General features: G+C 71.8%; 17 protein-coding genes and 2 pseudogenes. 2 read left to right on the forward strand and 17 right to left on the reverse strand.

Going from position 1 to position 19,699, the window contains the following annotated elements:
• Positions 1–3: 3 nt before the first annotated feature.
• The 3 genes from AAFF41_RS10850 to AAFF41_RS10860 are packed head-to-tail and all read right to left on the reverse strand — an operon-like array spanning position 4 to position 2,932.
• Positions 4–882: an ABC transporter permease gene (locus AAFF41_RS10850; protein WP_079064921.1), complete on the reverse strand. Its 879-nt coding sequence runs from the start codon at positions 880–882 to the stop codon at positions 4–6.
• Positions 867–1,778 (reverse strand): ABC transporter permease, encoded by a 912-nt coding sequence (locus AAFF41_RS10855; RefSeq protein WP_319745168.1) that lies wholly within the window; start codon positions 1,776–1,778, stop codon positions 867–869. The genes AAFF41_RS10850 and AAFF41_RS10855 overlap by 16 nt, the downstream gene beginning before the upstream one ends.
• Positions 1,775–2,932, reverse strand: coding sequence for an ABC transporter substrate-binding protein (locus AAFF41_RS10860; RefSeq protein ID WP_319745311.1), 1,158 nt, complete (start codon positions 2,930–2,932; stop codon positions 1,775–1,777). The genes AAFF41_RS10855 and AAFF41_RS10860 overlap by 4 nt, the downstream gene beginning before the upstream one ends.
• A 211-nt stretch (positions 2,933–3,143) precedes the next feature.
• Between AAFF41_RS10860 and AAFF41_RS10865 the strand changes: the two genes are divergently transcribed.
• Positions 3,144–3,884, forward strand: a complete 741-nt coding sequence (locus AAFF41_RS10865; RefSeq protein WP_343323902.1) for a GntR family transcriptional regulator — start codon at positions 3,144–3,146, stop codon at positions 3,882–3,884.
• Positions 3,885–3,983: 99 nt separating this feature from the next.
• Here the strand turns inward: AAFF41_RS10865 and AAFF41_RS10870 are convergent, their stop codons facing one another.
• The 13 genes and pseudogenes from AAFF41_RS10870 to fmt form a co-directional block, all read right to left on the reverse strand.
• On the reverse strand, positions 3,984–4,436 hold the full coding sequence (locus tag AAFF41_RS10870; protein WP_266697673.1) for an Lrp/AsnC family transcriptional regulator: 453 nt from the start codon (positions 4,434–4,436) through the stop codon (positions 3,984–3,986).
• A 10-nt stretch (positions 4,437–4,446) separates the two neighbouring features.
• On the reverse strand, positions 4,447–5,913 hold the full coding sequence (locus AAFF41_RS10875) for an amino acid permease (RefSeq protein WP_319745163.1): 1,467 nt from the start codon (positions 5,911–5,913) through the stop codon (positions 4,447–4,449).
• Between the two features lie 306 nt (positions 5,914–6,219).
• The gene (locus tag AAFF41_RS10880) at positions 6,220–7,662 is read right to left on the reverse strand and encodes a GuaB1 family IMP dehydrogenase-related protein (protein WP_343326279.1); all 1,443 of its coding nucleotides are present in this window, start codon (positions 7,660–7,662) and stop codon (positions 6,220–6,222) included.
• A 107-nt stretch (positions 7,663–7,769) separates the two neighbouring features.
• Positions 7,770–8,156, reverse strand: a complete 387-nt coding sequence (locus AAFF41_RS10885) for a barstar family protein (RefSeq protein WP_319745161.1) — start codon at positions 8,154–8,156, stop codon at positions 7,770–7,772.
• Positions 8,153–8,584, reverse strand: coding sequence for a guanyl-specific ribonuclease (locus AAFF41_RS10890; RefSeq protein WP_343326280.1), 432 nt, complete (start codon positions 8,582–8,584; stop codon positions 8,153–8,155). The genes AAFF41_RS10885 and AAFF41_RS10890 overlap by 4 nt, the downstream gene beginning before the upstream one ends.
• 68 nt (positions 8,585–8,652) lie before the next feature.
• On the reverse strand, positions 8,653–9,696 hold the full coding sequence (locus AAFF41_RS10895; protein ID WP_054236820.1) for a sugar-binding transcriptional regulator: 1,044 nt from the start codon (positions 9,694–9,696) through the stop codon (positions 8,653–8,655).
• A 78-nt stretch (positions 9,697–9,774) separates the two neighbouring features.
• Positions 9,775–10,461: a ribulose-phosphate 3-epimerase gene (rpe, locus tag AAFF41_RS10900; protein ID WP_319745157.1), complete on the reverse strand. Its 687-nt coding sequence runs from the start codon at positions 10,459–10,461 to the stop codon at positions 9,775–9,777.
• 212 nt (positions 10,462–10,673) lie between these two features.
• A pseudogene (locus AAFF41_RS52170) lies at positions 10,674–11,070 on the reverse strand (alpha/beta fold hydrolase).
• 70 nt (positions 11,071–11,140) lie between these two features.
• Complete coding sequence (locus AAFF41_RS10910; protein ID WP_425526120.1) at positions 11,141–12,646, reverse strand: dihydrolipoyl dehydrogenase family protein; 1,506 nt, start codon at positions 12,644–12,646, stop codon at positions 11,141–11,143.
• 162 nt (positions 12,647–12,808) lie between these two features.
• Positions 12,809–14,251 (reverse strand): RsmB/NOP family class I SAM-dependent RNA methyltransferase, encoded by a 1,443-nt coding sequence (locus AAFF41_RS10915; protein WP_319745151.1) that lies wholly within the window; start codon positions 14,249–14,251, stop codon positions 12,809–12,811.
• A 104-nt stretch (positions 14,252–14,355) separates the two neighbouring features.
• Positions 14,356–14,725: pseudogene (locus AAFF41_RS10920) on the reverse strand (response regulator transcription factor); the annotation flags it as partial.
• 312 nt (positions 14,726–15,037) lie between these two features.
• Positions 15,038–15,268, reverse strand: coding sequence for a hypothetical protein (locus AAFF41_RS10925; RefSeq protein WP_319745147.1), 231 nt, complete (start codon positions 15,266–15,268; stop codon positions 15,038–15,040).
• Between the two features lie 86 nt (positions 15,269–15,354).
• On the reverse strand, positions 15,355–16,287 hold the full coding sequence (gene fmt, locus AAFF41_RS10930) for a methionyl-tRNA formyltransferase (protein ID WP_099923790.1): 933 nt from the start codon (positions 16,285–16,287) through the stop codon (positions 15,355–15,357).
• 338 nt (positions 16,288–16,625) lie between these two features.
• On the opposite strand from fmt, the gene AAFF41_RS10935 reads away from it, so the two are divergent.
• Positions 16,626–17,168, forward strand: coding sequence for a hypothetical protein (locus AAFF41_RS10935; RefSeq protein ID WP_054236825.1), 543 nt, complete (start codon positions 16,626–16,628; stop codon positions 17,166–17,168).
• An 87-nt stretch (positions 17,169–17,255) separates the two neighbouring features.
• On the opposite strand, the gene AAFF41_RS10940 is transcribed toward AAFF41_RS10935, so the two are convergent.
• Entirely contained in the window at positions 17,256–19,403 is a 2,148-nt protein-coding gene (locus AAFF41_RS10940) for a primosomal protein N' (protein ID WP_319745144.1), read from the reverse strand.
• Positions 19,404–19,699 lie beyond the last annotated feature (296 nt).

Raw genomic sequence — 19,699 nt, forward strand, 5'->3', positions numbered from 1 at the left:
GGTTCATCCCCGGGATGCGGAAGCGGAACGGGAGCGCCCGCCGAGCCCGGCGAGCGAGAGGAGCAGGGCCCAGGTGACGAGCAGGCTGAGCACGGAGACGGCGACGGAGAGCTGGGCCTGCGAGCCGCCGACGCTGTAGATCCACACGGCGAAGGGCTGGAAGCCGAGCAGCTGGGCGACGGTGAACTCGCCGAGCACCAGGGCCAGCGTGAGGAAGGAGGCGTTGAGCAGCGCTCCGCGCAGATTGGGCAGCACGACCCGTACCAGCGCCTGCGGCCAGTTCGCCCCGCAGCTGCGCGCGGCCTCGACGAGGGTGCGTACGTCGACGGCGCGCAGCCCGGCGTCCAGGGCCCGGTACACGAACGGCAGTGCCATCACGACGTACGCGAGGACGAGCACTACGGGGAAGTCGGGGTTCTGGAGTGCCACGAACGTCTCGAAGAGCGGGGTGCGGGAGAGGTGTTCGGGTCCCCACTTGAGGACCGTGGCGATCCCGGCGACGAAGGCGATCGGCGGGACGACCAGCGGCAGCGAGCAGATCACCTCCACCACGGGCCGCAGCTTCGGGGCACCGAGCCGCAGCGCGACCATCGCGGGCACCATCAGCAGCAGGACCACGGCGATGGTGGCGGCGGCCAGTTCCAGCGAGAGCAGCAGGCTGGAGCCGAAGCCGTCGGCGGAGACGATCTGGCGGTACGCGTCGAAGGTGATCCCCTGGTTCGGCACGTCGACCGTGAAGACCACGGAGGCGGCGAGCGGGACCAGGAAGTAGAGCCCGGCGCAGACGAGGACGACCCCGCGCCAGGGACGCACCCGTACGGACTTGTTCGCCCCGCGGGCGGGCTTCAGGACCCGAGCGGGATTGTTCAGGCTTCCAGCCATCGCGCGCTCCGTCGTTGCAGGGGCAGGTACACGGCCATGACCAGGCCCGCGATGAGGACCATGTCGAGGCTGAGGGCGAGCGCCACGTTCTCCTGGCCGACCAGGACGTTGCCGGAGATGGCGTCGGCGATCTGCAGGGTGACCAGCGGGACCGCGCTGCCCACCATGGCCGCCGCGGTGGCGTACGCGGCGAAGGCGCTGCCGAAGAGCAGCACGAGGCCGCCGAGCAGGGAGGGCGTGAGGACGGGGAGGGCGATGTGCCGCCAGTACTGGATTCCGGTGGCGCCGTTGTTCTGTGCGGCCTCGCGCCACTGGGAGCGCAGACCGTCCAGGGCGGGCGTGATGGTGAGGACCATCAGCGGGATCAGGAAGTACAGGTAGACGATGACCAGGCCCCAGAAGCTGTAGAGGTTCCAGCCCTCGTCCTTCAGGCCCAGGTGCTCGGTCAGGACACCCGCGTTGCCGAGGGTGGCGACGAACGCGAAGGCCAGCGGCACACCGCCGAAGTTGGCGAGGACGCCGGACGCGGTGAGGACCGCCTCGCGCAGGGCACGGAAGCGGGAGGTCACCACGGCCTGGGCGAGCGGCAGTCCGAGGACGGTCGCGATGCCCGCGGAGACCGCGGACAGCTTGACGCTGCCGATCAGGGCGGTGAGGTAGGCGCCCTGGAGCGAGTCGGTCAGGTTGGCCGTGGTGTACGAGGTGGCGCCGGTCGTCTGGTCCTTGACGGTGAAGGCGCCGTTCAGCATGGCCAGGGCCGGGATGCCGAAGGCGATCGCGACGAAGACGAGCAGCGGGAGCACGGCGAGCCAGCCGGGGGCGCGGCGCCGCCGCCGCTGGGAAGCGGCGGCGGCGGGCGTCACGTCGGCCTCGGCCTCGGTGAGGAGGGTGGTCATCCGGAGACGGCCTTGCCCCAGCCCTGCGCGAGGACCGTCTTGGCCTTGGCCTGCTGGGCCTCGGTCGGGAAGCTCGGCGTGCCGGAGACCGCGGGGAGCTTGGCGGCGGCGGTCTTGTCGAGGGTGCCGGCCGTCTGCATGGCGGTCATCAGGGCTGGGCGCGCGTAGCCCTTGAGCCAGAGGTTCTGGCCCTCGGCGCTGTAGAGGTACTCCTGCCACAGGCGGGCGGCCGCCGGGTGCGGGGCGTCCTTGTTGACGGCCTGGGAGTAGTACTGGGAGAACTTGCCGTCCGCGGGGACCGTGACCGTCCAGTCGACGCCCTTGGACTTGAACTCGTCGGCGTAACCGGCGTTCAGGTAGTCCCAGTCGATGCTGATCGGGGTCTCGCCCTTCTCGACGGTGGCCGGGGTCGACTCGACGGGCGTGTAGTTGCCGTTCTTCTTCAGCTTGGCGAAGAAGTCCAGGCCGGGCTGGATGTCGTCGAACGAACCGCCGTTGGCCAGCGAGGCCGCGTAGACACCACCGAAGGCCGAACCGGACTTGGTGGGGTTGCCGTTGAGGGCGACCTGGCCCTTGTACTCCGGCTTGAGCAGGTCCTTGAAGGTCTTCGGGCACTCCTTGACCTTCTTGGCGTCGCAGCCGATGGAGATGTAGCCGCCGTAGTCGTTGAACCAGCGGCCCTGCGCGTCCTTCTGCCCCTCGGGGATGTCGGCGAAGGCGGTCACCTTGTACGGCGCGAGCAGCCCCTGCTGGGCGGCGCTGAGCGCGAACGAGCTGCCCAGGTCGAGGACGTCCGGGGCACGGTCCTGCCCCTTCCTCGACGTCACGGCGTTGATCTCGTCCTGGCTGGAGCCGTCCGGGTTCTCCACCTCGATCTTGATGCCGTACTTCTTCTTGAAGCCGTCGATCAGGGCGCCGTAGTTGGCCCAGTCACGGGGCAGCGCGATCGCGTGCAGCGTGCCCTCCTTCTTGGCGGCCTTGACCAGGGCGTCGAGGCCGCCGAAGTCCGCGGCGGAGGTCGCGGTGGCCGCGCTCTTGCCGTCGGCGGTGGTCGACTTGTCGTCGGGGGCCGCGCCACAGGCGCTGAGGGCGAGGGCGGCGGCGACGGCGAGGCCGCCGGTGAGGACGGCGGTCCTCGGCAGGAACACGGTCACGGTCTCTCCAGGAGTACGCACGAGGTTCGGGTAGTGCGGAGAACTTGTCTGAACAAGTTGGCCCCAGTAGGCCCGGCGTGGGTGTCCTGTTCGTAAACTTTGGCGAAACCGTGACCCTTGATTCCCTGCACAATCCCGGCCCGCGCCGATCACGTTCGGATCTCGATTAGGCTGGTCACGCTGTGCACAGCAGTCGAATCAGAGGGGAAGCATGCCGGCGCGACACGAGGAGATCGCCGACGAGCTGCGGCGCGCCATCGACCGCGAGGAGTACACGGTGGGCAGTCTGCTGCCCGCGGAGACGGACCTCGCGGCCCAGTACGGCGTGGCCCGCGGCACGGTCCGCCAGGCCGTCGCGGCCCTGACCGCCGAGGGCCTCATCGGCTCCCGCCAGGGCGCCCGCCGGGTGGTCCTCGCCAGCCGCCGCAGCCAGAGCTTCGCCGAACTGCGCAGCTTCGCCCAGTGGGCGCGCGCGATGGGCCGGGAGGCGACGGGACACGTCATCGAGCAGGAGAGGCGCCCGGCGACCACGGAGGACGCCGGGCGCCTCCAACTCCCCGAGAGGACACCGGTGTTGCACGTCCTGCGGGTCCGCGGTCTGGACGGCGAGCCGGTCCTCCTGGAGCGGACCGTGTACGCGGACTGGATCTCCCCCGCCGTCGAGGCCATCGAGCCCGACTGCCCCTCGGTCACCCAGCGGCTCTACGAGGACACCGGCCTGGTCTTCGCCTACGGCGAGCACGTCATCGACGCGGTGGCCGCGGGCGCCCAGGACGCCGACCTCCTCGGCGTCCGCCGCACCAGCCCCCTCCTGCGGGTCCGCCGCGTCACCACCACCCGCGAAGGCCGCCCGGTGGAATGGTCCGACGACCGCTACCGCTCGGACGCGGTGAGCTTCAGCGTCCACAACTCCATCGGCAACAACGCGCTGGCACGAAAGACAGCGGAGTAAGGGTTCTTGTCAGAGGGCGCGGGGTGCATCGCCCCGTCAGGGGCGCGGGGAACTGCGCGACCAGCCACAACGAACCCTCAGCCGCCGCCCAACCCCCCCTCACGTGGGCGACCCTGACGAGAACCGCCGCAGCAACGGAGACAACACCAGCACCGACTTGGTCCGCTCAACGAACGGCTCCCCAGCGATCCGCTCCAACACCCGCTCGAAATGCCGCATGTCAGAAGCGAACACCTGCACCACCGCATCCGCCTCACCGGTGACGGTGGACGCGGCCACCACTTCCTGATACCGCTCCAGCCCCCGCTGAATGGTCTCCGGCGAGGTGTTCCGGCGGCAGTAGATCTCGACGAACCCCTCCGTCTCCCACCCCAGCGCCGCCGGATCCACCCGCACGGTGAACCCGGTGATGGCACCCGTGGCCCGCAGCCGGTCCACCCGGCGCTTCACGGCGGGCGCGGACAGGCCGACCAGGTGGCCGATGTCGGCGTAGGAGCGGCGGGCGTCCTCGGCGAGGGCGTGCACGATGCGTTCGTCGAGATCGTTCAGCACTGCGGGTGTTTCACTTTTCTGAGGGCGCGAGACGGGAGCGGCGGTAGCCGTAACTGAAGTAGAACACGAGCCCGGCGGCCATCCAGACTCCGAAGACCACCCAGGTGACGGCCGAAAGGCTGCCCATCATCCACACGCACAGGGCGAAGCCGATCGCGGGCAGCACCGGCGACAACGGCACCCGGAAGGTGCGCCGCATCTCCGGGCGCGTCCGGCGCAGCACCACGACGGCCACATTGACCAGCGCGAAGGCGAAGAGGGTGCCGATGCTGGTGGCGTCGGCGAGCTGGCCGAGCGGGATCGCGGCGGCGAGGACACCGCAGAACAGCGAGACGATCACGGTGTTGGCGCGGGGCGCGCCGGTCTTCGGGTGGACACGCGAGAACACCTTGGGCACGAGCCCGTCGCGGGACATGGCGAAGAGGATGCGGGTCTGGCCGTAGAGCACGGTCAGGACGACGCTGGCGATGGCGATGACGGCACCGGCGGCGAGCAGCGTGCCCCAGAAGGTCTGCCCGGTGACGTTCTTCATGATCTCGGCGAGCGCGGCCTCCGAGTCGTTGAACTTCCGCCAGGGCTTGGCGCCGACGGCGACGGCCGCGACGACGACGTACAGGGCCGTCACGATGACCAGCGAGAGCATGATCGCGCGCGGCAGGTCGCGCTGCGGGTCCTTGGCCTCCTCACCCGCGGTGGAGGCCGCGTCGAAGCCGATGTACGAGAAGAACAGCGTGGCACCGGCGGCACTGACGCCCGCCATGCCGAGCGGCATGAAGTGCTCGTAGTTGCCGGACTTGAAGCCCTGGATGCCGATCGCGCAGAACAGCAGCAGCGCGACGATCTTCACGGCCACCATGATCGTGTTGGCGCGTGCGGACTCCTTGGCGCCGCCGAGCAGGAAGGCCATGGCGAGCAGGACGACGATCAGGGCCGGCAGGTTGAAGATGCCGCCGTCGCCGGGAGGTGCGGAGAGCGCGTTCGGGAGGGTGACGCCGATCGTGCCGGCGAGCAGTTCGTTGAGGTACTCGCCCCAGCCGACCGCGACGGCGGCCACCGACACGCCGTACTCCAGGACCAGACACCAACCGCAGATCCAGGCGATCAGCTCACCCATCGTTGCGTACGCGTACGAGTACGAGGAGCCGGCGACCGGGATGGTGCCGGCCAGCTCGGCGTACGACAGGGCCGAGAACAGCGCCGTGAGACCGGCGATCACGAAGGAGAGGGTGACCGCGGGTCCGGCCTTGGGGACGGCCTCGCCGAGGACCACGAAGATGCCGGTGCCCAGGGTGGCACCGATGCTGATCATGGTGAGCTGCCACAGCCCGAGGGAGCGCCTGAGCGAGCCTCCCTCACCCTGGCCGCCCTCGGCGACCAGGCGTTCCACGGGCTTGCGGCGCATGAGACGCGCGCCGATACCCGGGGACGGTGCGGCGGACTCTGTGCGGGACTGCGGGGGTGCGCCTTGATCGAGCACGCGGTGGCTCCTTCATCGCTGCCGGTCGATACGGCGGGAACCGGCGGCACCCCTGGCAGCAGGGACCCACCGAGCGGGGTCCCCGCCACGCCATGTACAGCGCTTGACCCTATGAGTCCGGGCTTCACGGGCGTAATGCAGCAACCTTGCGCATCTCCGCAAGATCATTGCGTTCATCGCACCTCGGCGCGTGTTCGTTGCGCGGGGTCTTTCGATGGTTGCGTACGCCCCCGCACGGCAGTCCGCGGCAGGTACGCCGACGGCCCCCGCGGGCGCACCACGGGGGCCGTACGACGGTGGAAGGGGTCAGCTCCAGCTGGCGTGCAGGGGCTTGCCCTCCGCATAGCCGGCCGCGCTCTGGATGCCGACGATCGCGTTCTCGGCGAACTCCTCCAGGGAGTTGGCGCCCGCGTAGGTGCAGGAGGAGCGGACGCCCGCGATGATCGAGTCGATCAGGTCCTCGACGCCCGGGCGGCCCGGGTCGAGGAACATCCGCGAGGTGGAGATGCCCTCCTCGAAGAGTGCCTTGCGGGCGCGGTCGTACGCCGACTCCTCGCTCGTACGGTTGCGGACCGCGCGCGCGGACGCCATGCCGAACGACTCCTTGTACAGGCGTCCGTCGGCGTCCTGCTGGAGGTCGCCCGGGGACTCGTACGTCCCCGCGAACCAGGAACCGACCATCACGTTGGACGCGCCCGCGGCCAGCGCCATGGCCACGTCGCGCGGGTGACGGACGCCGCCGTCGGCCCACACGTGTTTGCCGTACTTCTTCGCCTCGGCGGCGCACTCGAGGACGGCCGAGAACTGCGGCCGGCCGACGCCGGTCATCATGCGGGTGGTGCACATGGCGCCGGGGCCGACGCCGACCTTGATGATGTCCGCGCCGGCGTCGATGAGGTCCTTGACGCCCTCGGCGGCGACGATGTTGCCCGCGACGATCGGGACCTGCGGGTCGAGCGCGCGCACGGTCCTGATCGCGCTGATCATCGACTCCTGGTGGCCGTGCGCGGTGTCGATGACGAGCGTGTCGACGCCCGCGTCGAGGAGCTGCTTGGCCTTGCCCGCGGCATCGCCGTTGATGCCCACGGCGGCCGCGATGCGCAGCTTGCCGGCGGCGTCGGTGGCCGGGGTGTAGAGCGTGGCGCGCAGGGCGCCCTTGCGGGTGAGGATGCCGGCGAGCTTGCCCTCGGCGTCCACGGCCGGGGCGTAGCGGCGGTTGGCGCCGTCCAGCTTGTTGAACGCCTCGCGCGGCTCGATGTCGGCGTCCAGGAGCAGCAGGTCCCGGGACATGACCTCGGCCAGCTGCGTGAACCGGTCCACGCCGGTGAGGTCGGCGTCGGTGACCACGCCGATCGGACGGCCGTCCTCGTCGACCACGACGCCCGCGTTGTGGGCGCGCTTGGGCAGCAGCGCCAGCGCGTCGGCGACGGTCTGGTGGGGGGCCAGGACGATGGGGGTGTCGAGCACCAGGTGGCGTCCCTTGACCCAGGAGACGACCTCGGTGACGACCTCGATCGGAATGTCCTGCGGGATGACCACGAGACCACCGCGGCGGGCGACGGTCTCGGCCATCCGGCGGCCCGCGATCGCGGTCATGTTGGCGACGACCAGGGGGATCGTGGTACCGGTGCCGTCCGGGGCACTGAGGTCCACGCCCTGCCGGGAGCCGACCGCGGAGCGGCTGGGCACCATGAAGACGTCGTCGTACGTCAGGTCGTACGGAGGCTGGATGTCGTTGAGGAAACGCACGTGCTGCACATCCCAGTCGATCAGAGGTGGCCCCCGGACAGGTCAGCCAGGGGGAAGAGCACGTACTTCATTGTCCCATGGCGACCTGTATGTGATGCCCGGACAGATCATCCAGGCTGGTCAGGGGGCAGTTGGTCGGATCCTCCAAGCGAGAGGACCACCGACAGCACGGCGTCGTGCTCCTCGTAGCGCCCGGTGGCCGATTCCAGCACCTCCTGGGCGATCTCCCACTCGTCGGGGCGGGCCTTGGCGTAGTGCCGCCAGCCGCTCACCAGGATGACACGGCCCGGGCTGGCGGGCCCCCAGTCGGGGTCGCCCAGGCAGTCCGCGAGGGCGTCCCAGTTCCGGCCGAACCATTCGGGCAGGTCGAGGGCGCGGACGCAGCGTTCCATGAAGGCCGCCTTGTCCGAGACTCCGGTGAGGTCGAGGACGCTGACCTGCCATCCGACCGCGCGCGCCGCCCGGAACACCTCCGCCAACGGGCCGTCCGTCATCTCAGCACCGCCCTGAACGACTTGTAGTGATCACCGGTGTAGTAGATCTCACCGCCCTGCCCGGTGACAATGCGACGGGCTCCCCGATCGTGTGCGCCGGGGGTTTTGACCGTGTACTCGTGGTAATAGCCGCGCGGGTGCTTGGGCAGCATGCCCTCGAAGTTCCCGAAGACGATGCCGTCCCTGGCGTACGGGAAGGGGCCGCCCTTGTCGATGAGGGCGAGCGTCGTGCGGGCCTCGGCGGGAAGCCGGGTCGCGTCGACCGTCCCCATCCCGTGGGCCCAGGTGGGAACCGCTGAACGGGCCGCCGACGGGGCGCCCGTCACCGCACCCGTACCGGCCGACTCCGTCGACGAGCAGCCCGTCAGGAGCACGCCGAGACACAGAAACAGCCCCACGAGCGCCCGGGGCACCCACCGCACCACCACCATGCCGCCGATGCTGCCACGCCCCCCTCCGCGCGGCGCGCCGATACCCCGAAGCGCCTCCTGACGGGTCACGGACCGTCCGGATCCGCCCGGTTCAGGGCGGGTCGGGGAGTCGTGCCCGCTGTCATCAGGTAGTCCGCGGCGGACGTGTCCGTCACCAGGCTGGTGACGAGCCCGGACCGCAGCACCGCGTCGATGGCGGCGGCCTTGCGCTGTCCGCCCGCGATCGCCACGACCTCGGGAATGCGTCGCAGCCGGTCGGCCTCGACGGTGATGCACCGCTCGCCCAGGTCACGGCCGACCCGCCGCCCCTCCGCGTCGAAGAGGTGCGCGGACATCTCGGCGGCGACACCGAGGGTGGCGTAGTGGGCGCGCTCCTCCTCGGTGAGCATGTCGTGCACCGTCGAGATGCCGGGCTCCCAGGAGCCGATCGACACGCAGGCGACCGTGACCTTGTCGAAGTACTCGAAGGCACGGGCGATCCCGGTCTGGCTGCGCAGCGCGGCCGCGGTGGCCGCGTCGGGCAGCAGCATCGGCGCGTAGATGGGGTGGGCGTCGCCGCCCGACACCTGCGCGGCGCGGCGTACCGCCTCCACCGACCCGCGTTCCGCGGTCCCGGCGTCGTACACGCCCGTCAGCTGCACCACCGTGCACGGCGGGAGCCGGTCGAGCGCCGCCGCCATGTGGATGGTGGAGCGGCCCCAGGCCAGGCCCAGCACATCGCCCTCGTTGACCAGCTCACCGAGCAGGTCGGCGGCGACTTCACCGAGGTTCTCGGGGTCGGGCGACTCCTCGGCATCCGCCGGGGACTCGACCACGACGGCGTGCCGCAGGCCGTAGCGGGCGCGCAGCGCGTCGGAGCGCTCCGCGTCCAGCTCGGCGGGCACCCGGATCTCGATCCGCACGAGATCCCGTTCGAGGGCGGTCTCCAGGACCCGGGCCACCTTGAAGCGGCTGACGCCGAACTCCTCGGCGATCTGGATCTTGGACTTCCCCTCGAGGTAGAAGCGGCGGGCCATGGCCGCCGCCTGCACCAGCTCAGCGGGTCCCATCCGCATGGCTGACCGGCCCGCCGACATACCCGACACGGCGATCTCCTCACTGCTGTTCACACTCTGGATTCGCCGTTCATCCTTGCAGATCCGGCGTACTCGATCAGCCCTGATGGGCGGCGTTCACGTTCCCTTTGGTCAGTGGTCGCACGCCCACGCCGCAGGGGCCGTCGCGCCCTGAGCCTGGGTGCGCAATGCACGTACCGCCTGGGCCGGATCAGCGGCCCCGTACACGGCCGAACCGGCGACGAAGACGTCCGCGCCCGCCTCCGCGCACCGCTCGATGGTGGACGCGGACACACCGCCGTCGACCTGAAGCCAGAGCTCGAGGCCGTGCTTGCTGATCAGCTCACGGGTGCGGCGGATCTTCGGCAGCATGATGTCCAGGAACGCCTGGCCACCGAAACCGGGCTCGACCGTCATGATCAGCAGCATGTCGAGCTCGGGGAGCAGGTCCTCGTACGGCTCGATGGGGGTCGCGGGCTTGAGCGCCATGGAGGCGCGGGCGCCCTTGGCCCGGATCTCGCGGGCGAGCCGAACCGGCGCGGCGGCCGCCTCGACGTGGAAGGTGACGGAGCCGGCACCCGCTTCCACGTACTGGGGTGCCCACCGATCGGGGTCCGCGATCATCAGATGGCAGTCCAGCGGCGTGTCCGTCGCACGGGCCAGGGACTCCACTACCGGCACACCGAGCGTGAGGTTCGGGACGAAATGGTTGTCCATGACGTCGACATGGAGCCAGTCCGCGCCCTCCACCGCCTGTGCCTCTTCGGCAAGACGGGCGAAGTCCGCGGACAGAATGCTGGGGTTGATCTGCACGGCCATGCCCCAAGCCTGCCATGCCCCGGGCCGGTTGCTCTCCTCGGTCCGGCTCCTGGACCGTACCTGAGACATACCGGCGGCATACCTGTGCCATACATGCGCCATACATGCGCCGTGCCCGAGCCGCACCGGGGCGACACCAAAACGGCACCAAAGCGGCACCGGGACCGTTGCGCGGGTGTCGCGCCCCGCGCGGTCCGGGTGCCGCCGGTTCTTCAGCCGCGGGCGAAGGCCGGCAGGTCGGCGTCGAAGACGTCCTTGAACGGGGCGACCATCGACAGGCCGTGCGGGGCACCCTGGTACACCTTCAGCGTGGCGTCCTTGACGATTTTCGAGGACTTCTCCGCGGCCGCGACGATGGGCACGATCTGGTCGTCGTCGCCGTGTGCGATCAGGGTGGGGATGTCGAACCGCTTCAGGTCCTCGGTGAGGTCGGTCTCGGAGAACGCCTTGACGCAGTCGTACGAGAAAGCCGTTTTCGGCCATCATGCGGACCTGGGGGTCCCAGGCGTCGGCGTTCAGCGGCCAGCCATGGCTGAACACGACCGGCTGCCCCGTACCCCAGTCCTTGTAATAGATTTCCGTGTCATCCTTCGTGGAAATGAAAGGCAGGGCATATTTCTTTCGATCGAGTTACGTGCGGGATCCCTGATCGGCTGAAATGCATGACGGGAATTTCACGCTACCCGACATGCCGCTTTTCCGCGCGGTACGCCTCCAGCAGGCGGAGCCACACCTCACTCGCGGTGGGGTAACTGGGCACGACATGCCACAGCACGGGAAGCGGCACTCTCGCGACGATGGCCGTCGTGGCGGAGTGGACGAGTTCCGCGACGCCCGAACCGACGAACGTCGCGCCCACCACCGTGTCGGTACCCCGGTCGACGACCAGTTTGGCGCGCCCGAAGTAGTCCTCACGCTGCACATAGGTGCCGGCCAGCGCGGCCATGTCGTACTCGACCGTCGCCACGTCGAGTCCCGCCGCGCGCGCCGCCCGCTCGGTCATGCCGGCCGATCCGACCTCCGGGTCGGTGAACGTCACCTGCGGGTTGCCCCGATGTCCGTCGGCGGAGCCCGGCACACCGCTCCCCGCTCCGTCCACCCGCCCGTCCGTGGCACGGGCGGCGATCACCTCACCGGCGATCCGCGCCTGGTACTTGCCCATGTGGGTCAGCAGCGCGCGCCCGCAGACATCACCGACCGCGTACAGCCAGTGCCCGTCCACCGCCCGTACGGCCTGCTCGTCGTCGACCTCCAGAAAGCCGCCGTCGGGGCGTCCCACCGACGACAGGCCGATGTCCTGGGTGTTCGGCGTACGTCCGGTGGCGAGCACCAGTTCGTCGGCGACGAGCGTGCTCCCGTCGTCCAGCCGGACGGTGACCTCGCCGCCGTGCGCCAGCCCGACTCCCGTGTCACGGGGGTCGTCGCGCCGCACCTCGGTGACGGATCTGCCGGGAAGCAGCCGCACCCCCGCGTCCGTCAACCGGTCGGCCACCATGCGCCCGGCGAAGGGTTCCGCCCGGGCCAGCAGGCCGGTGCGCCGGTACACGACGCTCAACTCCTCGACGCCCAGCGGCTTCAGCCAGGTGGCCGCCTCGCACGCGACCACCCCACCGCCCAGCACCACGACCCGGCGTGGCACCTCGCGCAGATTGGTGACGTCGCGGGACGTCCACGGCCGTGCCTCGCTCATGCCGGGAATCGTCGGCACGGTGGTGCAGGAGCCCGTGTCGATCACCACCGCGTGCCGTGCGGTCAGCACACGGGTGCCGCCGGCCGCCGTCTCCACCGCCACCGCGCGCTCCCCGGCGAGCCGCCCGTACCCGCGCACGACATCGATGCCGACGCCGAGCGCCCAGTTGATCTGCGAGGAGTCGTCGAGGCCGTTCACGACGGTGTCCCGGCGGGCCAGTACCGCCCGCACGTCCAGCTCGCGCCCGGTCAACAGCGAGGACACACCCGGCACATGCCGTCCGCCGTCCAGCACCTCGGCCGGGCGCAACAGGGCCTTGCTGGGCATGCAGGCCCAGTACGAGCACTCGCCGCCCAGCAACTCCGCCTCGACCAGCACCGCCTCCAGACCGGAGAACTGCGTGGCGTACTGAGCCGCGTTCTCCCCGGCCGCGGCGCCGCCCAGGACGATGACGTCCCACTCGGAACGATCGGGATCCACACGCGCTGCCATCATTCACGCCCTCAAATACGAGAATGGTGAACTCGGAGGATCAGGCGATGACTCTCATTATTGCGCTCGGACGGGGTTTACCACGCCTCGTCCTACTCCGCTCCGGCCTTTTCTCCGAATACGAGAAAGGGTACGCCTTCGGACTGTTCTCGGCGCTGGGAGAGGTCACGCCGTCCGGCGGATCAGCGCCAGATACATGGCGTCCGTACCGTGCAGATGCGGCCACAGCTGTACGTCGGGGCCGTCGCCCAGCGCCGGGACGCCGGGCAGGAGCGGGCGGGCGTCGAGGAGTTCGGCGGAGCCCGTGTCGTAGTGCTTGAGGACGTCGTTCACGACCGCGCGGGTCTCGGCGAGGTGCGGCGAGCAGGTCGCGTACCCGACGACGCCGCCGACCCGTACGGAGTCCAGCGCCGTGCGCAACAGCCCGCGCTGGAGGGGCGCGAAGCCGTCCAGGTCCTCGGGACGGCGCCGCCAGCGGGCCTCGGGACGGCGGCGCAGGGCGCCAAGACCCGTGCAGGGCACGTCCATGAGCACCCGGTCGAAGGTGCCGGGCAGCCACGGCGGACGGGTGCCGTCGGCGGCGATGACCTGGTAGGGGCCGGGATTACCCGCGAGCGCCTTGGCCACCAGGCCCGCCCGGTGCGGCTGCTTCTCCGCGGCGAGCAGCGCGGCGCCGCGCTCGGCGGCCAGTCCGGCGAGCATGGCGGCCTTGCCGCCGGGGCCCGCGCAGCCGTCCAGCCACGCCTTGTCGGGGCCGTCGAGCGGCGCGTTCGCGAGAGCGAGCGCCACCAGCTGGCTGCCCTCGTCCTGGACGCCCGCCCGCCCCTCCCGTACGGCGTCGATGGCACCGGGCTCGCCGCCCTCGCTGAGCCGCACGGCGTACGGCGACCAGCGTCCCGGCAGCGCGGACTCCTCCCCGAGGGCGCCGAGGAGTTCGTCGGCGGTGGAACGCCCGGGCCGCGCCACGAGCGTCACCTCGGGCCGCTCGTTGTCGGCCTCCAGCAGGTCCTCGATCCCGGCACGGCCGCCGCCCAGCGCGTCCCACAGCGCCGAGACGACCCAGCGCGGGTGCGAGTGCACGACGGCGAGGTGGTCCTCGGGGTCCTCGTCGTAGGGCGGCGCGACCTGCTCCAGCCAGGCGTCGAGATCCTGCCGGGCGACCTTGCGCAGCACGGCGTTGACGAACTTGGCGCGCCCGTCGCCGAGTACGACGCGGGCGAGTTCGACGGAGGCGGACACGGCGGCATGCGTCGGGATGCGCGTCCCGAGCAGCTGGTGCACGCCGAGGCTGAGCACATCGAGCACGGGCGGGTCGACTTCTCGCAGCGGCCGGTCCACACAGGCCGCGATGACGGCGTCGTACGTCCCTTGCCGGCGCAGCGTCCCGTACACCAGCTCGGTGGCCAGCGCCGCGTCCCGCCCGTCGAACTTTTCCGGTCCCTCCTTCTCGCGCGCCTTCCGCAGCAGCGGCGGCAGCACGAGGTTGGCGTACGCGTCGCGCTCGTCCACGGCCCGCAGTGCCTCGAAGGCGAGCATGCGGACCGGGTCCTTCTGGGGGCGGCGGTAGGGCTTGCCGGGCTTGCGCGGCCCGCGGGACTGCTCAGTCACGAAAAAGGTGCTCCGGATCCTGGATGGTTCGACCCCTCCAGCCTACTTCCGGACGGACGTCGTTCGGCCGGACGGCCCAGGTGTCCTGGTCGGCCGCCCGCCGCTCAGCCGCCCGGGATCACCGGTCCCGTCTCGTACGCGATCACGACCGCCTGGGCCCGGCTGTCCGGGCCGAGCTCGTCATGGTGCGGTCGAGGTGGGCCTTGACGGTGGCCTCGCTGATGCCGAGGCGGTGGGCGATCTCCAGGTTGGGCAGGTCCCGGGCGGTCAGCTTCGGCACCTCGACCTCGCGCGAGGTCAGCACGCCCGGGTCGGGTGGCGCGGCGTCCCGCGCGGGCCCGTGCTGCCGGGCGAAGGCCTCGATCAGACGGCGGGTGATGCTGGGCGCGAAGAGCGCGTCGCCGCGTCGACCGCGGCCACCGCGGCGAGCAGCCGCTCGGGCCCGGAGGCCTTCAGCAGGAACCCGCAGCCCCCGCCGACCCTCACCCGGTCGAGCGGCCACCTGCCGCGCAGGGGGACCGGCAGCTGCGCGAGGGCGATCAGGACGTGGGCGCGCCCATCGGGCTCGGGCCGGCCCCGCGCCGCCCTCGACACATGCCCCACCAGCATGGCCACCCCGGTCACGGCGAGCGCGATCAGTGGGTCGACGACGAACGGCCGAGGCGTCCTCAGGCGCATCGCCGCAGACCAGTCCCGGATCCCGGACGGTACGTCAACTCCTGTGCTACCAAGGGAGTTGTACGACCTCACGGCTACGGCGCCCGGCTACTGGGCATACGCCGCCCACTACTCGGGGACCACCGTGCGGCCTTCGAGCACCGGGATGTCGTCCGCGGGCATCGAAGCACAGTGCCTGCTCGACCTGGCGGGCTTCAGCCCCGGCACCATCGACGGGGTCCTCGGCACCAAGTCCCAGGCGGCGGCCGCGGACTTCCAGCGACTGGCCAACGAGTACGACGGGGTCACCCTCACGGTGGACGGGTCGGCCCGAAGACCTGGCCGTTGCTGCGCGCCCACGCCTTCTGATCCCTCCCGGCCGGCCGGGAGCCCGATGGCCCGCGCCCCCCGGGGGGAGGTGCGGGCCATCGCCGTACGACCGCGTGTCACGCCCCGAGCCGCTCCCCGGAGGCGATGCGCACCCCGCGGGCCCAGTCGGCCGCGCGCATCGGCTTCTTGCCCTGGGCCTGGACCCAGAGCAGTTCCACGGCGTACGAGCCGGTCCCGACGTACACGTTGTTCTTGCCTACGGACAGTTCGCCCGGGGCGAGGTCGGTGCGCTCGGGCACGGGCGTGGCGTGGATGAGCTTGAGCCGCTCGCCGCGGAAGACGGTCCAGGCGCCGGGCGCGGGCGTGCACCCGCGCACCATCCGGTCGACGCGCAGCGCCGGTGCGGACCAGTCGACGTGGGCGTTCTCGACGGTGATCTTCGGCGCCAGGGTGATGCCGTCGGCAGGCTGCGGTACGGCCTTCAGGGTGCCGTCCTCGATACCGTCCATGGTCGCGACGAGCAGGCCGGAACCGGCGAAGGCGAGCCGGGTGAGCAGGTCCCCGCTGGTGTCCGTGCGCCGGATCTCCTCGGTGACGGTCCCGTACACCGGCCCCGAGTCGAGCCCCTCCTCGATGAGGAAGGTGGAGGCACCGGTGATCTCGTCCCCCGCCATGATCGCGTGCTGCACGGGGGCGGCGCCACGCCAGGCGGGCAGCAGGGAGAAGTGCAGATTGACCCATCCGTGGGCGGGCACGTCGAGGGCGACCCGGGGCAGCAGCGCCCCGTACGCCACCACGGGGCAGGCGTCGGGCCCGATCTCCCTCAGCCGGGCCAGAAAGTCCTCGTCCCGCGGCTTGACCGGCTTCAGGACCTCGATGCCGGCCTCCTCCGCCCGCTCGGCGACCGGACTCGCGACGAGCCGGCGTCCCCGGCCGGCGGGCGCGTCGGGCCGCGTGACCACGGCGGCGACCTCGTGCCGCCCGGAGGCGATCAAGGCGTCCAGTGCGGGAACGGCGACCTCGGGGGTACCTGCGAAGACGAGCTTCATGGGTGGCGGCTGGCCTCTCGGGCGGGAACGCTTCAGGGCCCTGCACACCCGCCGGTCCGGACGGGGTACGGGGCAGCGCACCAGTCTATGCGGCGCGAGGGCTCGGCGGCTCGGGGGTTCGACGGGCGGCACGCCCGAACACACGAACAGGTACCGAAGGCCGAGGCGAGACGACAGCGCACCGGGGGCGTACGCCCCGGGACGCGCCCTGTGCATATGCCCTTGCGCCCCCACAGCGTGACCACTCACCCGCAAACGCGTTGGTCAAGTGAGAGTTGACCACAACGGGCCGCGATCGCGGCCCGATCCTTTTCAACGCCGGTTCGAGAGGCTTGTTCATGGCCGACCACGCAACCCACGACGCCCAGGCTCGGGCCAGCCTGCACTTGCTGGTGCGGGACATCGAGCGGGTCCGCCGGCAGGTGGACGCACTGCGCACGCTCACCGCACAACTGGGCAATGTCTACCGCCCGCGCCGCTCCGGCCCCTCCGCGGGCTTCGTCGTCTACGGACGCGCCCCCGCCCCGACCGTCCGCCTCGCCCAGGAGCTGCGGGACAGCGTCGAGACCCTGGTCACGGCCGCCGTGGACTTCGACCGCTCCCTGGGCTTCTCCTGGGACGCGGTGGGCTCCGCCCTCGGGGTCACCAAGCAGGCGGTGCACCGCCGTTACGGCGCCCGCCGCGCCGCCGCGCAGGCCGCCGCCGAGGCCGAGCGCTCCACGGAGACCTCGGGCACCCGCACGGTCGCCGTCAACACGGGCATCCCCACGGTGCCGACGGTCCCCGCCGCCCGCTCCATGCCGACCCAGCCGACCGCGGGCAGCCCCACGCTGCGCGAAGAGGTCAGGCCCACGGCGTTCCCGGGCCCCCGCAACGGCTGACCCCACCTCTCGCCTGCCTCCCGGCACCATCGAAGCCGGGAGGCGGCCCAGGGCGGGGAGGCCCGGACGGGGGCTGACCGACACTCGTCACCCGATGTCCGGCGGATCGATCCGAATCCGTACGGGCTCACTCACGCCCCGCGCCATCCGCGCCGCCTGGGCGGCCTTCAGCGCGGCCGCCAGCGCCGCCCCGCTCCCCGGCGGCACCCGAACGAGCGCCCGCTCCCACTGCTCCCCCGGCGGCGGCGCACCCACCCGGCGCGGTCCCCCGGGCTGTGTGACGGGCAGCGGCACCGGCCCCAGTACCTCCGCGTCGCCCGGAAGCCCGACCACGGCGAGGAACCCGGCGAGCGCCTCCGCCGTACCCGACACGGCCGCCATCCGGGACACCGGCGGAAACCCGAGCTCGGCCCGCTCGGCGAGCTCCCGCACCGCGTGCCCGACGGGATCCCACCGTACGAGCGCCTGCACGGGCCGCAGGGTCGGCTCCGCGACGACCACGACCGTGCCCCCCGCCCCCTGTCCACGGACCAGCGCCGCCGCGCCGATCCACCGTCGCAGCGCGTCCTCGCCGGCCCGCAGATCGGGCCGCGACAGCATCGTCCAGCCGTCGAGCAGCAACGCGGCGGCGTACCCGCCCTCGGCGACGGGCTCGGCACCCGGCGTGCTCACGACGAGCGCGGGCGCACCCGGGACGGTGTCGAGCACCTGCTCGCGTCCCGACGTCCGCACGGGCACGGCCGGAAACGCCCGCCCCAGCTCCTCCGCGGTCCGCCGCGCGCCCACGACCTGGGCCCGCAGCCGGTACCCACCGCACTCGGGACAGTGCCAGGCCGCCTCGTCCCGCCCGCACCACGTGCACAGCAGGGCCCCGGCGTCCCGCGCCTCCAGCGGTCCCGCGCAGTGCCGGCAGCGAGCCGGCGCCCGACACTGCGCACAGGCCATCCGCGGTACGTACCCACGCCGGGGGACCTGCACCAGTACGGGCCCGTGCCGCAGGCCGTCCCTCACCACCTGCCAGGCGAGGGTCGGCAGCCGGGCGGCCCGCGCCGCCTCGTCCCGCGCGAGGTCCCCGTCCCCCACGGTCCGCACGAGCGGCGCGCTCGCCCGCACCTGCTCCCGCTCGGCGACCAGCGGCAGCGCCCACCCGCTCTCGACCAGCTGCGCCGCCTCGACGGTGCAGCCCCAACTCCCCAACAGGAAAGCGCACTTGTCATGAGCGGCCCGCAGCAGCAGTACTTCCCGGGCATGCGGCTGCGGCGCGTGCTGCTCACTGTGGCTGTCGTCGCCGTCGTCCCAGATGACGACGAGTCCCAGATCCCGTACGGGCGCGAACATGGCGGCCCGGGTCCCCACGACGGCCCGTACGGAACCACGCCGCACGGCCAGCCACTCGCGATACCGCTTCTCGGGGCCGGCCTCGGCCGTGAGCACCGCGTGCTGCCCCTCCCCCAGTACGGCGGACAGCGCGGCATCCACCCGTGTGACGGCCCGGCCGTCCGGCACGACGACGAGCGCGCCCCGCCCCGAGGCGAGCGTCGCGCCCACGGCTCTGGCGATCTCCTCGGCCCAGCCGGGCCCCGGCAACGCGTTCCACACGGCCCGCGGTGTCCCGCCCGCGGCGAGCGACTCGAGGAAGGCCGCCCCCCGCCCGTATCGCGTCCAGGAACCGGTCTCGGGTATGCCGGGCGGAGGAAGCGGCGCGGGCGAGGGCTTCTGTTCGGCCCGCGCGTTGCGCGGCGGGACCGCGAGCTGCAGCACGTCCGCGAGGCTCCCCGCGTACCGGTCGGCGACGGCGCGCGCGAGTCCCAGCAGCTCGGGCCCGAGCACGGGCTCGGGCGACACGACCTGCGCGAGCGCGGCCAGCGGCCCGGCGTAGTCGGACGCGGCGAGCCGCTCGACGAGGAACCCGTCGATCAGCCCCCCGCCCTCGCGCCGGCCCTCCCGCACCCGGTGCCGCCCTGCCCCGAACCGCACCCGGACCCGCACGCCCGGCTGTGCCTCGGCATCCAGCTCCGCGGGCACGGCGTAGTCGAAATAGCGGTCGAGGTGCAGCACACCCTTGTCGACGAGAACGCGTGCGACAGGCAGCTCCTCGGCGAGCTTCGCCCCCCGCCACGTCCGCGGCTTCGCCTTGGGCGCCCGGGCCTGCCGCACCCCTTCCCGAATCAACGCAAGCTGCTCGGGCGGCGCGCCCTCCGCGCCACCCTCACCCCACCCGTTCGCGCTGCTCACAGCAACATTCCTACCAGACCCCACTGACACCGCCGCGCGCCCGAGATCGGACCGGCCACGGATCACGAACGCCCCGAGGGCGCTTCTGCCATGGGCCACTCGGCCATACCGGTCCAAGGACCGGCAGCAGGATGCGAACCTGCGAGGGGATCACACCCCGGAAGTACCCGTGCCCATCGCACCGGACGCCACGACGTCAGTTCTCCCGAGTTCCAAGCGGCAGCGGACCATGATCCAGAATCACCGCGCGCGCCCTGGGCGCACTCCACCGAAGTAACCGCGGCCATCGCACCGGG

The organism is Streptomyces mirabilis (assembly GCF_039503195.1).
GTDB classification, from domain to species: Bacteria; Actinomycetota; Actinomycetes; order Streptomycetales; family Streptomycetaceae; genus Streptomyces; species Streptomyces mirabilis_D.

Coding starts and splice junctions, on each gene's coding strand:
- AAFF41_RS10855 (WP_319745168.1), bottom strand. CDS start 1,778: ATGACCACCCTCCTCACCGAGGCCGAGGCCGACGTGACGCCCGCCGCC.
- AAFF41_RS10865 (WP_343323902.1), top strand. CDS start 3,144: ATGCCGGCGCGACACGAGGAGATCGCCGACGAGCTGCGGCGCGCCATC.
- AAFF41_RS10935 (WP_054236825.1), top strand. CDS start 16,626: ATGGCCGACCACGCAACCCACGACGCCCAGGCTCGGGCCAGCCTGCAC.
- fmt (WP_099923790.1), bottom strand. CDS start 16,287: ATGAAGCTCGTCTTCGCAGGTACCCCCGAGGTCGCCGTTCCCGCACTG.
- AAFF41_RS10910 (WP_425526120.1), bottom strand. CDS start 12,646: ATGATGGCAGCGCGTGTGGATCCCGATCGTTCCGAGTGGGACGTCATC.
- AAFF41_RS10885 (WP_319745161.1), bottom strand. CDS start 8,156: ATGACGGACGGCCCGTTGGCGGAGGTGTTCCGGGCGGCGCGCGCGGTC.
- AAFF41_RS10850 (WP_079064921.1), bottom strand. CDS start 882: ATGGCTGGAAGCCTGAACAATCCCGCTCGGGTCCTGAAGCCCGCCCGC.
- rpe (WP_319745157.1), bottom strand. CDS start 10,461: ATGGCCGTGCAGATCAACCCCAGCATTCTGTCCGCGGACTTCGCCCGT.